This is a genomic window from Marinobacter halophilus (genome assembly GCF_003007685.1).
In the GTDB taxonomy this organism is placed as follows: domain Bacteria; phylum Pseudomonadota; class Gammaproteobacteria; order Pseudomonadales; family Oleiphilaceae; genus Marinobacter; species Marinobacter halophilus.
In genome coordinates this window covers 195,808-208,294 of record NZ_PXNN01000003.1, presented here as the reverse complement: position 1 = coordinate 208,294, position 12,487 = coordinate 195,808, and the positions used below count along the sequence as shown (strand labels likewise).

At 57.1% G+C, this 12,487-nt stretch carries 11 protein-coding genes; 3 read left to right on the top strand and 8 right to left on the bottom strand.

The window, feature by feature from the left end; translation table 11 throughout:
• Window positions 1-2 precede the first annotated feature (2 nt).
• The 8 genes from C7H08_RS00940 to C7H08_RS00900 all read right to left on the bottom strand — a co-directional run bounded on the left by C7H08_RS00940 (window position 3) and on the right by C7H08_RS00900 (window position 10,689).
• Window positions 3-995 carry a sigma-70 family RNA polymerase sigma factor gene (locus tag C7H08_RS00940; protein WP_106669887.1) on the bottom strand — a complete coding sequence of 331 codons (993 nt, stop codon included), beginning with the start codon at window positions 993-995 and terminating at the stop codon, window positions 3-5.
• Between the two features lie 127 nt (window positions 996-1,122).
• Window positions 1,123-2,574, bottom strand: coding sequence for an aspartate kinase (locus C7H08_RS00935; RefSeq protein ID WP_106669886.1), 1,452 nt, complete (start codon window positions 2,572-2,574; stop codon window positions 1,123-1,125).
• A gap of 50 nt (window positions 2,575-2,624) precedes the next feature.
• On the bottom strand, window positions 2,625-3,893 hold the full coding sequence (gene ectB / locus C7H08_RS00930) for a diaminobutyrate--2-oxoglutarate transaminase (RefSeq protein ID WP_106669885.1): 1,269 nt from the start codon (window positions 3,891-3,893) through the stop codon (window positions 2,625-2,627).
• 185 nt (window positions 3,894-4,078) lie between these two features.
• Window positions 4,079-4,594 (bottom strand): diaminobutyrate acetyltransferase, encoded by a 516-nt coding sequence (gene ectA, locus C7H08_RS00925; RefSeq protein WP_106669884.1) that lies wholly within the window; start codon window positions 4,592-4,594, stop codon window positions 4,079-4,081.
• A 149-nt stretch (window positions 4,595-4,743) separates the two neighbouring features.
• Window positions 4,744-5,697, bottom strand: coding sequence for a hypothetical protein (locus C7H08_RS00920; RefSeq protein ID WP_106669883.1), 954 nt, complete (start codon window positions 5,695-5,697; stop codon window positions 4,744-4,746).
• A gap of 10 nt (window positions 5,698-5,707) precedes the next feature.
• Window positions 5,708-7,111: a sodium:solute symporter family transporter gene (locus C7H08_RS00915; RefSeq protein ID WP_106669882.1), complete on the bottom strand. Its 1,404-nt coding sequence runs from the start codon at window positions 7,109-7,111 to the stop codon at window positions 5,708-5,710.
• Between the two features lie 430 nt (window positions 7,112-7,541).
• Window positions 7,542-8,513, bottom strand: coding sequence for a radical SAM protein (locus C7H08_RS00905; protein ID WP_106670227.1), 972 nt, complete (start codon window positions 8,511-8,513; stop codon window positions 7,542-7,544).
• Window positions 8,500-10,689 (bottom strand): FAD-dependent oxidoreductase, encoded by a 2,190-nt coding sequence (locus tag C7H08_RS00900; RefSeq protein ID WP_106669880.1) that lies wholly within the window; start codon window positions 10,687-10,689, stop codon window positions 8,500-8,502. Before C7H08_RS00900 ends, C7H08_RS00905 begins: the two co-directional genes overlap by 14 nt.
• A 187-nt stretch (window positions 10,690-10,876) precedes the next feature.
• On the opposite strand from C7H08_RS00900, the gene C7H08_RS00895 reads away from it, so the two are divergent.
• The 3 genes from C7H08_RS00895 to C7H08_RS00885 are packed head-to-tail and all read left to right on the top strand — an operon-like array spanning window position 10,877 to window position 12,416.
• Entirely contained in the window at window positions 10,877-11,497 is a 621-nt protein-coding gene (locus C7H08_RS00895) for an RNA polymerase sigma factor (RefSeq protein ID WP_106669879.1), read from the top strand.
• A complete protein-coding gene (locus tag C7H08_RS00890; RefSeq protein WP_106669878.1) occupies window positions 11,491-11,751 on the top strand; it encodes a zf-HC2 domain-containing protein in 261 nt (86 codons plus the stop codon). The genes C7H08_RS00895 and C7H08_RS00890 overlap by 7 nt, the downstream gene beginning before the upstream one ends.
• Window positions 11,748-12,416 (top strand): TVP38/TMEM64 family protein, encoded by a 669-nt coding sequence (locus tag C7H08_RS00885; RefSeq protein ID WP_106669877.1) that lies wholly within the window; start codon window positions 11,748-11,750, stop codon window positions 12,414-12,416. Before C7H08_RS00890 ends, C7H08_RS00885 begins: the two co-directional genes overlap by 4 nt.
• Window positions 12,417-12,487 lie beyond the last annotated feature (71 nt).

The window sequence follows — 12,487 nt, the reverse complement described above, 5'->3', positions numbered from 1 at the left end:
AATCAGGCACCGCTCGATTCAGTGGCAAAGCGCTGTTGCAATTTCTTCAGCGCCAGCTTCTCGATCTGACGCACCCGCTCCCGACTAATGCCCAACTGATCGGAAATGGTCTGCAGCGTTTCCGGCTCGGCCACGCCCAGGCCGTACCGGCGGGTCAGGATTTCCCGCTCCCGGTCCGAGAGTTCGCCCATCATGTTGTGCAAGGTGATGATCCGGTCCCGTTGACGCAACGGATGATCCGGAGTCATCGCATCGCTGCCATGAAGACTGTCGCCCAAGGTAATTGAGCCATCTTCAACCAGCGGCACATCGGTCGAGATTTCTCTGGAGGCCAGTGCCCGCAACTCTCCGATCCGTGACGGTGAGGCCTCCATCGCCGTCGCAAGTTCAGACTGGGACGGCGTCCGGCCTAAAGACTGATTCAGGCGCATGGACGTCTTCTGCAGCTGTCGGATCTCATCCACCACGTTTTCTGGCGTATGTACTACACCCACGCCCCGCTGCAGACAACGCCTGACCTCTTCACTGATCCACCAATAGGCGTAGGTCGAGAAGCGAAAGCCCTTGCCTGGGTCAAACCGCTCCGCGGCCTTGATCAGCCCAACGTTGGCGTCCTGAATCAGGTCTGTCATGGGTATGCCGTGGTGGCCATAGCGGCGGGCAATGTGCACTGCCAGTCGCAGATTGGACTGAATCAGTTTGCGACGACAAGCCATGGCCAGGTGATAGGCACGGCGACAGCGTTGGGAAAATGCACAGGCATCTCCCAGACTGCCGATCACCTCACGCAGGGTCTGTGGCGTATCGTCGGGCAGGCTCAGCTCTTTGCTGATCACCCGAAGACTGAGTATCAGTTGGCGGGCCAGACGGCGTTCGTCACTATCACTGAGAAGTTGATGCCGGGACGCATCCCTGAAATACAACCCTACCAGGGAATCCCTTTCGCCAGAGTTGGGAAGAGTCGGAGACGGACCCAGCCGATCCTGTGTTTGCATGGCTAAGGTACCTGTTGAAACTTTACCTAGGATACGATCAAACGAAAGGCTCGGATTGCAGAGAGGGCAACAGGAAGGGGGAGAAGGCCCACCAGTGAAACGGTCAGTTGCACTGGTGGGTAATGCTTCAGGTCGTAGACGCCGCCACAATGGCGTATTCGTGGTTGTGCGGCTCAATCAGCGCACCGTGCAGGGCCACGATGGCCTGGTCGTACAAATCCTCATCAATCACGAACTGGATATCCACTTGGCGCATGCACTGGTGGATGGCCAGCACGCTGATGTCTTTGTCAGCCAGTGATTTGACCGAACGAGCCAGAATGCCCGGCACTTTCATATCACTGCCAATTGCAGACACCAAAGCCACCTTGCGGGTGCTGATCTCGCCGTTAGGGAAGGCTTCCTCCAGTCCTTTCACCACACGTTTGATATGCTTGAGCGTGGTATCGACATAGTGAGTGATGGTGTTGGCGTTGGTGTCTTTGGCCATGAACCGAACTTTAAAGCGACTCAATACTTCCAGAATTTTGCGATCAGATCCCGGCTCACCCTGCATGTCCTGGTCGAATACCTCGATGGCGAATACTCCTCGGGCACCGGCCACAATTTCCACTTGAGGCTTCTCACTGACGTAATCGCTGGTGATCAGCGTACCGGTGTGTTCCGGCTCAAAGGTGTTCATCACCCGCAGCGGAATCTCATTCTGGCGTAAGCCTTTACCGGCACGAGGATGGATAGCTTCCATGCCCAGATTGGCCAGCTGATCGGCTACGTCATAATTGGTGCGCCCCAGAGGCACGACTTTTTCTGCGCCGACAATATTGGGATCGGCGGAGCTCAGATGGTATTCCTTGTGAATGATCGCTTCGCGAGCTTCGGTAATCACCGCCACCCGGCTGAAGGTCATCTCACTGTAGCCCCGGTCAAAGGTTCGCATCAGGCCTTCTTTGCACTGGGCATAACCGGTCACGATGGGCAGCTCACGGGACAGGTCAATGCTGTCAAACGCCTGCTTGAGCTTTTGGTCTAGCGGCAGCAACTCGCTGTCACGCCAGCCGGTCAGATCGACAAAGCGGGCATTGATGCCTTCCTGCTGCAGTTTGAGTGCGGTATTGAAGGCACTGTGAGCCTCACCGATACCGGCCAGCATTTCGCGCACCGTCAACAGATGTTCTTCCAGCTGGAACTGGCCGTAAGAGCACAGCCGCTGCAGATCAATCAAACAGCCACGCACCCCTTCGATACGATCGGTGATGAACTGGTCCGCCTGTTGTTTGAGCATAGGATCCAGAAACAGCTCACCGTTGATGTCGGTCAGAAACTTGATCAGCTTGGTGAGATCGTCGCCCCACGCCCAGTCCGATTCCGCATCGGCAAACAGCGCGTAAACACCCGGCTCGCCGGTTTTCTTGTGTTCCAGCAGCTCGTTGGTCACGCCAGCGTAGGCCGACACCACGAAAATCCGTTGATAAAGGTCGCTCTTTTCGCGCTTGCCAATAATGATATTGTCGCGAACGGCCTCGTAGTTACTCATTGATGTACCGCCAATCTTTTCGACGGTATGTTGTGCCGTAGTCATATCTTTGCCTTCGCTATCCTGAGGAATGAATATTCCGGGTGGAGGGCGTCTCAGGACGCCTCGCTGACACCTTCCTGCATGATTTCGTCAACACTTTCAGCCAGTAACCTGGCACCCAGGCGCAGGTCATCTTCGCTGGTGGTCAGCGGCATCAGGCACTTGATAACCTCATCGTTGGGGCCACTGGTCTCGATGATCAGACCCTTCTCAAACGCCCGCTGGGTAATCGCACCGGTCAAGTCAGCATGAGTGGCCTCGATACCGCGCATCAAGCCCCGGCCCTTGACCTTGAACTCACCCTTGTACTTGTCACAAATGCTCTGCAAGGCATCGCCCAGGACCTTGGACTTGGCTTTCACCTCATTGGCGAATGCATTGTCTTTCCAGTAGGTTTCAACCGCCAAACGGGCGGTAATAAAGGCCATGTTGTTGCCACGGAAGGTACCGTTGTGCTCGCCCGGATCCCAAACGTCAAGTTCCGGCTTGAACAATACCAGCGCCATGGGCAGGCCGTAACCACTCAGTGACTTGGAGACCGTCACGATATCCGGCTTGATGCCGGCAAATTCGAAACTGAAAAACTCTCCGGTACGGCCGTTACCGGCCTGGATGTCATCCAGAATCAACAGGATATCGTGCTTCTTGCACAGGTCAGAAAGCCCCTTCAACCACTCGGCACGAGCGGCGTTCAGACCACCTTCACCCTGAACGGCTTCAACAATCACGGCGGCGGGCAGTTCCACGCCAGACGAGCTGTCAGACAGCACTTTGTCCATGATCATCAAGGTGTCGACATCCTCACCCAGGTAGCCGTCATAGAACAGGAAGTCGACATTGCCCAACGGTGTGCCGACACCACCCCGATGATGCTTGTTACCGGTAGCCGCCACCGCACCGGTAGTGACACCGTGGAAGCCATTGGTGAAGGAAATAATGCCGGTACGGCCTTTCACCTTGCGGGCCAGCTTCATGGCCGCTTCCACACAGTTGGTGCCGGTCGGGCCGGTGAACTGCATTTTATAATCCAGGCCACGGGGGTCAAGAACGTACTTTTTATACGCCTCGATAAAATCATGCTTGGCGGTGGTAAACAGGTCCAGGCCCTGGCTGACACCATCGGCCTCGATGTACTCAAGCAGGCCTTTTTTTAGAATGTCGTTGTTATGACCGTAGTTCAGGGACCCTGCGCCGGCCAGAAAATCCAGATACTGCTTGCCGTCCTCGGTGTAAAGGTGCGCGTTCTTGGCACGGTTGAAAATCACCGGAAAGGCACGGGAATAAACACGTACTTCAGATTCAGTGGACTTGAAAAGTTCCATGGTCTTGCCTCTTAGCATATCAGGTTCGAGGTTAATGCTCAGGGGGCCTGTCAGTAATAAAGTACAGTCGCAACAGGCCCGCCGTGCGTTGGTTTCAGCCGTCGGGCAGACCCACCTCGTGTGGCCTGCCGGCTACTCCAAATCACAATTTGAGGTTCACGATCAAGAGTCGTGAGTCAGAATTCTCAGACAGGTTTCGTGAAAGGCCCGATGCGCAGCAGGAACTCGGGGTCGTGGTTGCCGCCAAAATGGGTCTCTTTCTCGAAGTGCTCGTGATAGGTGAGCTCTGCGCCCAGGTCACGGGCAAACGAACGGAACAGCGCCCAGGACGCCTCATTGTCCTCGGTAATCGTGGTTTCCAGGTGCGTGACGTGTTTGCACGCGTCTCGGCCAACGATTTCCTTCAGCATTCGCTTGGCGAGGCCCTGTCCACGACCTTTCTCGTGAACCGCCACTTGCCAGACAAACACGGTCTCGGGCTGCTGGGGAGGGATGTATCCGGAGATAAAGCCGACCAGATCGCCTTCCTTCTCCGCGGCCACGCCGGTTTCGGCAAAGTGGCTGCACTGCAACAGGTTGCAGTAAATCGAGTTGGGGTCCAGCGGCGGGCATTGCGCAACCAGCTGGTGGAGCCTGTAGCCATCATCTTTATTGGGTGCACGAAGACTGATGGCGGTGATATTCGATCCTTCTGATGTCATAACGTGATCAATTCGCTTCAAAAAGTTAGGGTTGAATTATATAGACCACAAAATATATTTCAAGTGAAGCTATGGCAGCGAGCACCACAGAGCCTTGCCTGTCCTTATCAGAATAGACCCAATTGAAGCATTCGCCAGTGACAGATTGGTTAAACTTCGGGGAAAAAACTGACCTGATCCGCGGCCAGGGAGGTACCGCCCAGAATGCGGGCTCGATAGGAAACGGCGGCATCGGACCCTGCCGGCCAAAGCGCATCAAAACGAGCCATCCAGGCAGCAAAATCGAATCTGACGGGCAGCAGAGAAACGTTGAGGCCGGCGCCACTGATGCCTGCAATCGGCACATGTGCCGGGCTTGAGCGCGCAACCCGGGTAATCAAGCCACAACGATCCCCCGTGAGGTTAGCCATACCGGCCGAACCGTTGTTGGCCACCACTCGAGAGCGGCCACCCACCGTGCCCGACCAAAGTACCGGAAGGCAGGTGTGGGTAGAAACAATCACATCCGCACCAGTGCGCTCAAACCAGCGGACAAGTCCGGAATCCTTTTTTGCGCCAAACGATTCGTGGGCCAGCCCCCACCCGGCCAACGACTCGGGATCCCCATGCAACACAAGAATCTTTAGGCCACCAAACATCAGGCATCGATACTTAGGCAACAGCGACAACCGCCGGCAAAGATCAGGGTGATTTTCTGCAACACTCTGAAGCCGAGTCATAATCCGGTTGGACCGTGCCACCACATGCTGGTCAACGAACGACGGATAGCCACAACCACACCCGGCGCCGTCACTCGGATTTGCCAATTCGTATTCCACATTGCCCAGGCTGACCGTGTGATCCAGCACCCGGCTGTTAATCTCACGAAACAATTCATCGCTGGCATTGAACCAGTTGAAATCACCGTTAAAGACCAGGCGCACCCGGTGGCCGTGCCGCTCTTCCACCAGCGCCATCTGTTCTATCTCGTCCAGCGCGTAAGGATTGCCGTACAGCCCACCAACGATGTAGAGCACGTCCTCGTTAACAGCCCTGGCGTCTTCGCAAAGGCGTTCCGGTTGATAGCGATACGCCAGCGGGCAACTGCGACCTTCTTCACTCACCGCGCGCCCCTCATGCTTCGCCCGCCGCCAGTGACCGGCCAGCAAGCCGGCGCAGCAGCAATGGCAGGAAGAAACCAGTGGTACAGATCAGAAAACCATAGGCGTTGACCCCCAGCAACAGGGCGTAAGCGCCGTCACCAATGGCCCAGCTGGCCGGAATCAGGCCCACGGCCAGCAACACGCCGAGGCTCAGACCGGTCCAGAAACTCAGGTGAAAACTCCAGGGCGACCAGCGGGTAAAACCATAAAACAGAAACACCGGCGCCAGGCCCATCACCATGGTGCCGGAGATGGTGGTGGCCTTGAGAATGTCGGTGCCGGCAAACATCGGCAGGTTGCCCAGCAAGGCAAACACAATCATCACCACCGCACCCAGCTGCATGCTCGGCAGCTTGTCTGTCGCCCGGCGGGCCAGCTTCGGCAGATCCACCGCCAGCGACTTCGCCAATGAACTGAATGTGGAGTCCAGCGTCGAGCCCGCCGAGGTCATCATGATCACACTCATAAAGAACAACGCCGCCAGCCCCAGTGACTGGCCGACCGCTGCCGGCGCATTACCCATGGCGTCAATACCGTTCAGGCGGGCATGCACACCCACCAGGCTGAAGATAAACACCGCGACAAAGCCCAGCAGCCCGGCCACCACGAAGCTCTTGAGCATGGTCTTTTCCTTGTTCACAAAGCCCCGGTCGGTCAGCACCGGATCGTGGAACGGGTAACTGAACAATTGCAGCAAGGCCACCAGCAGCAAGTCAACGCCGGCATCAAGCCGGAACTCGCCATTGCTCAGCAGGGCACTGGCGTCGTTGACGGGAATAATCAGAAACAGCACCGCACCCACGAAGAACACGAACACAAAGGTCTGGATGACATCGGTAAAAATCGACGACCGCAGCCCACCTTTCAGGCTGTAGGCCAGGGTAAACGCGGTAAACAGCATCGCCGCAGTGTAGTACTGCCAGTCACCGGGCAGCCCGAAATAACCACCGACCACCGCCGTGTTACTCCAGACCTCGTTATACAACCGAATCAGAATCGCCGCCGCAAACGCCAGACTGGCCAGCCGGCCAAAGCGGGACGTCAGAAACTCCTGCAAGCTACGAGCACCAGTCTGGGTGCGGATCAGGTAGATCACATACCCGGCCACCGGAATCGACAACCAGTAACTGGCATAGGCCAGGCCGCCCACCACACCGTAAGCCGCGCCAAGATTGGCGGCATTGGTGACCGATTTGGCGAAAATCCAGCTGATGAAGATACTGGCGGTCAGCGACCACTGCCCCACCGGATTGCCCTGATCGTCCGCGCCTTTGTAAAACGAATTCGCATTCTTGCTCTTCGGTGACAGCACGTACATGACCACGCCGTACACCAGCAGAAAACCCCAGAACAGGGAGGCCTCCGTCACGTTCATTCTTTGTTCCTGTTTTTTGGTTCCGGGGCTTACCCCGGGGTTTGCTGTTCGGGGGTGTAGGGGCTGGCCGGTAGGGGGTTCAAAAAAACGCCCGTGAATACATCCCTGTAGGGCTCGGTCGCGCCATCCCTGGCGCTCCACGTTTTTTGAGCCCCCTACCGACCATCCCCTTGTTCAATTTCAATCGTAGCCTCCCCGACGAAGAGACTGACTGCCAAAGAAACAGCATGGTCTTCGTAAGTACTCTTTTTGTTCTCTGTTCTCTTTCAACGAACAGCAAAGCAGCATCCGCGGTCCGGGGGGTGATGTTTTTTCCCGCCAGGAAAAAGATGTCTGAGCGAAGCGAGTTGTTTTTCCCAAGGGAAAAAACGTCACCCCCCAGGCCGCCAATTCCCAACCCGCAGTCTTGAAAGAATCCAACTCCCATAAATCAACCAGGCGCCGAACAACTCGCCCCAAACCGATAACAGGAAAAGCACCGGTGATGCCGCAACATGATGCGCTCCTCCATGCTCTCCGCCAGCGAACCGCCCAGGTCATATTGCGGATCGTCATCCACCAGCGTGCAGGCATACACCCGAACCTGATCGCCCTTCTTCACCAGCATCCGCGTATAGGTACACATAAAGTGCGACCGGGCCTCCTTGGTCGGATACTTCTCCATGCAGGTTTCGGTAATCTCCGGACTGCCGTCTTCCGACCCCGGCGTACCCAGGTCCGGAAACGCCGTAAACGCCAGGTTTTCCGGAATGCTCCGGTCCCGGAAAATGGTACGGAACGCCGCTTCCACGTCCGCCGGGATTTCATCAAGGTCGGTCTGGCGGGCAATGGACACCTTGAAACCCTGCTCGATGAGCCAGTGAATGCCCTCAAGCGCCTGCTCAAAACTGCCCTCGCCACGATCCTTGTCGTGCCGGGCACGGTCCGGAAAGTCCAGGCTGACCCGGAAGTGAATCGGGTAAGGATTGTCCAGCAACGGCAACACCTGGTGCCGGCGCTTCAGCAACGGCTCGGTGGCGTTGGTGAGCACAAAACAGGGCCGGTGCTGGCTGGCGTAATCCAGGATGTTGACGAAATCGCGGATCACAAACGGCTCACCACCGGTGAAAGAGAACTGCGCCACGCCCATATCGATGGCTTCGTGGATAAACGGCTTTACATCACTGAGTTTCATGCCCGGAATCCGGCCGTCACCGGGGTGTGACCCCTCCAGACAGAACGGGCAGGCCAGGTTGCAGGCGGTGCCGGTGTGGATCCACAGTTCTTTGAGCTGGTCCGCGTCGATGTAACCCCGGGGGTCACCGTTGCGAGTGTGGGTCCAGCTGTCGAAGGCTCTGGGCTCGAGGACGTCCACGGCCGCAATGCGTTTGCTGCGGGCCGGTCGGGTTTCAGTCAGGGGCATAACTGCTCCTTGGTGCTTTTGTATTTTTGCCGCGGCGCCAGCCGTGCAACTTCTCTAACAATTTCAGAGCGCCCTCGGGCGCATGGGCACGCTTCCATTCACCTGCCGCATACTTGGCAGACTCATTCCAGGTCGGGTACGGATGAATGGTACCCAGAATCTTGTTCAGGCCCAGACCATGCTTCATCGCCAGGGTGAATTCCGCCAGGATTTCAGCGGCGTGGGCGCTGACCACCACCACACCCAGTATCTTGTCCTTGCCCGGCGGTGTCAGGATCTTGATGAATCCGTAGTCTTCGCTGTCGGCAATGGCGCGATCCAGATCGTCCAGGCCGTAACGGGTGATTTCATAAGCGATACCCTGCGCTTTGGCCTCGGCCTCACTGAGGCCAACACGGGCCACCTCCGGCGAGGTAAAGGTGACCCAGGGCATTACCCGGTAATCCACCTTGAAGCGTTTGAACTGGCCAAACAGCCCGTTCACGGCCGCGTACCAGGCTTGATGCGCCGCCGCGTGGGTAAACTGATAAGGCCCGGCGACATCCCCGCAGGCAAAAACATTGGGGTAACGCAGGCTCATATCCTCCTCCACCGGCACCGTGCCATTGGGCAGCGTCTCGACGCCAATCCTGTCGAGGTTCAGGCCGGAGGTGTTGGCTGCGCGACCCACGGCCACCAGCACCTCGTCAAAGGGTATACGCACCCGCTCGCCATCGTGCTCACAGTAGGCAACCTTGTCACCGTCCTCGGTACGGAACTCCACGGCAGAATGTTGCAGGCGCACATCAATGCCGTCGGCCTGAAACTGCTTGAGCACTACGGCCGCCACATCGACATCTTCCTTCGAAAGCAGACGCTCACCACGCTCAACCTGTGTCACTTTGGTGCCGAGGCGCGCAAAGGCGTGGGCCAGTTCAGAGCCGATGGGGCCGCCGCCCAGCACCAGCAGGCGCTCTGGCTGCTCCTGCAGCGCCCACAAATTGTCCGAATTCAACGGCTCCATGTCTGCCAGACCCGGAATCGGCGGCATGGCCGGCTTGCCGCCGGTGGCAACAACGATACTGCGAGCGGTCAGGCGCTCGGTGCGGCCATCATTATGCTTTACCTCCAGCTCCCAAGGCGATACGAAGCTTGCCTCGCCGAAGAGGCAGTCGACACCCAGTTTGCGGTAACGCTCGGGGGAATCGTGGGGCTCCACCTTGGCGATCACCTCTTTAACGCGGTTCATGATGTTTTTGAACGAACCCTTCACCGGCACTGACTCAAGACCGTAGCGATTGGCGTGGCGCAAGGTGTCGGCTGCCTTGGCACTGCGGATAAGGGCCTTTGAAGGCACGCAGCCGGTATTCAGGCAGTCGCCGCCCAATTTATGCTTTTCGATCAATGCCACCTTGGCCTTCACGGCAGCGGCAATATAAGCCGACACCAGCCCGGCAGAGCCGCCGCCAATCACCAGCAGGTTGTAATCAAAGTGTGCCGGTTTCTGCCAGCCGGCATAGACCTTGCGACGGCGGATAAAGCCCACCACAAACTTGGCGATCAGCGGGAAAATACCCAGCAAGGCAAAAGACAACAGCAGTTCAGGTGAGACGATATCGCCAGTGGACTGGATCTGCCCGATTTGGGTGCCGGCATTCACATAAACAAAAGTGCCCGGCAACATGGCGATCCAGCTCACTAATGCGTAGGTGCGCAGCTTCATCGCGGTCAGGCCCATGGCCAGATTGATCAGGAAGAACGGAAATACCGGCACCAGGCGCAGGGTGGCGAGATAGAAGGCGCCGTCTTTCTTGATGCCCCGGTCCATCTTCGCCACCGTTTCGGCGTAGCGCTTACGCAAGGTATCCCGCATCAGAAACCGGGCCACCAGAAACGCCAGGCAAGCGCCCACCGTTGAAGCAATGGACACGGCAGCCAAGCCATAAATATTGCCGAAGAAGGCGCCACCGGCCAGCGTCATGATGGTGGCCCCCGGCAATGACAGTGCCGTCACCACCACATAAATGGCGGCATAGCCGACCACCGCCAGTAACAGGTTTTGCTCAATCCACTGCGCCATCGCAACCTGATTGGACTGCAAATTCTCCAGCGTGAGTAGCGTGTGCCCGTCAAACCCGAGAAACAAACCGATGACCGCGGCGATAATCAGAATAAGTAGTAACTTGCTTCGATTCATATCCATGCCTGTTGAAAGTGTATAAACCAATACGCTGTTGTCGCTAAGACACGATCACCAACTGGATGTTACATCGTTCCTGAACTATTTTTTTGAGTAATCGCTACAGAATTTCGGAACTTTTATTGGTTTCGAAACACTATACCGAGACAAATAGCCAACCAAGACTGACAAGGGACGGAAACCCATGGACAAAGCGGTGCACACGGAATCTGAAGCCGCACTGATCGACGACCTCAAGAGAGGCGATTCACTCGCCTACCGCAAGGCAGTGCGCGATTACTCCCCGGCCATGCTGAGCGTTGCCCGTTTCTACCTGGACCACTCCAGCGCCGAAGAAATTGTTCAGGATTGCTGGGTGACCGTGATTGACGCTATCCAGAAATTCGAAGGTCGATCCGGACTGAAAACCTGGCTACACCGCATTGTTGCCAACCGCTGCAAGAACACACTTCGCTCCAGCAACCGGGAAGTGGCTACCGACTTCTCCGAAAGCCTGGAACCAGAGCTGGCCAACCGTTTCAATTCCACCGGCCGCTGGGACCTGCCACCCAAGCTGAAGTTCCACGAATCCGCAGACACCCTGATGGAAAAAGGCGCCCTCAGTGACTGTTTGGACAAACATCTGTCCGCATTACCGGAAAGCCAACGCTCTGCCTTGATGCTATACGAAGCCCATCAGCACAAATCCGAGGATGTCTGTAATATTCTGGATATCAGTGCCTCTAATCTTCGTGTACTTTTACACCGGGCGAGGCAGAGAATTTTTTTGATGGTGGAAACCTTTCAGGAATCGGGCGAATGCTGATGTGCAGGGGTCTGGCCGAGATTGCCAGTGATTATATTGATGGCGAACTGAACGGCCGGCAGAACCTGTCCGTTAAGTTGCATCTGATGATGTGCCGGCATTGCCGAACGTTTGTTGGCAATCTCCGCACCAGCATTCATCTGATGAAAGCACACTCCTCAGCCCACCCCGACGCCGACGTTCTGCGTCGCATTGATGCGCGGGTCACGGAAGCACTGAGTGCCAAAAAATCCGGCAAGAGCAATGATGAATGACACTCAGACTCGCCATAATTGCGGTGGTCCTCATCGCTCTGGCTGCCTCTTGGTGGTTGTTACAAACACTTGGCATGCCCTCCGAGCTGTCACCCGACGCTCTGGCCGGTTGGTTACAAAGCCAGGGTGCGGCTGGACCACTCTTGCTGATGCTGCTGATGGTGATTGCCGTGGTGGTTGGCCCAATTCCTACGCTGCCGGTGAGTGCCACGGCCGGGCTGGCGTTCGGCGTTATCGGGGGCACCGCCATCGCGGCGACCGGGGCGCTGACTGGGGCTCTGATGGCCTTCTGGATTGCCCGTGGTCTCGGGCGCGAGGCGATCTGTAGGCGTTTCCCGGACAACCCGGTACTGGCCCGGAATGGCTCCCAGCGCTTCCTGACCCTGGCCATTCTGATCACCCGCCTGATACCGGTGTTCTCATTCGCGCTGATCAGTTACGCCGCGGGCGTTACCGCCATCCACACCTGGCGCTTTGCCGTGGCCACCCTGGTCGGCATGCTGCCGATGACCGTGGTTTTTGCCGGCCTCGGCACTACGTTCACACTCAACCCGGTCCTGACGGTGATTGCCGGCCTGGCCATTCTCGCGGTGATGGCATGGTTGCCCTGGTCACTCAGCCGCCACCCCGATTCCAGGCTGGCACGGTGGTTAAGGATTCGCTGAAACAGAAACCGCCAGGTGCAAAATTTATCACACGGCCTGGCGATTCTGGCACTGATCAAATCACTGAAAAA

Bases quoted from the DNA above. Each gene is read 5' to 3' on its own strand.
- C7H08_RS00890 (WP_106669878.1), top strand. From the start codon at position 11,491: ATGCTGATGTGCAGGGGTCTGGCCGAGATTGCCAGTGATTATATTGAT.
- ectB (WP_106669885.1), bottom strand. From the start codon at position 3,893: ATGGAACTTTTCAAGTCCACTGAATCTGAAGTACGTGTTTATTCCCGT.
- C7H08_RS00895 (WP_106669879.1), top strand. From the start codon at position 10,877: ATGGACAAAGCGGTGCACACGGAATCTGAAGCCGCACTGATCGACGAC.
- C7H08_RS00905 (WP_106670227.1), bottom strand. From the start codon at position 8,513: ATGCCCCTGACTGAAACCCGACCGGCCCGCAGCAAACGCATTGCGGCC.
- C7H08_RS00940 (WP_106669887.1), bottom strand. From the start codon at position 995: ATGCAAACACAGGATCGGCTGGGTCCGTCTCCGACTCTTCCCAACTCT.
- C7H08_RS00900 (WP_106669880.1), bottom strand. From the start codon at position 10,689: ATGAATCGAAGCAAGTTACTACTTATTCTGATTATCGCCGCGGTCATC.
- C7H08_RS00915 (WP_106669882.1), bottom strand. From the start codon at position 7,111: ATGAACGTGACGGAGGCCTCCCTGTTCTGGGGTTTTCTGCTGGTGTAC.
- C7H08_RS00935 (WP_106669886.1), bottom strand. From the start codon at position 2,574: ATGACTACGGCACAACATACCGTCGAAAAGATTGGCGGTACATCAATG.
- C7H08_RS00885 (WP_106669877.1), top strand. From the start codon at position 11,748: ATGACACTCAGACTCGCCATAATTGCGGTGGTCCTCATCGCTCTGGCT.
- ectA (WP_106669884.1), bottom strand. From the start codon at position 4,594: ATGACATCAGAAGGATCGAATATCACCGCCATCAGTCTTCGTGCACCC.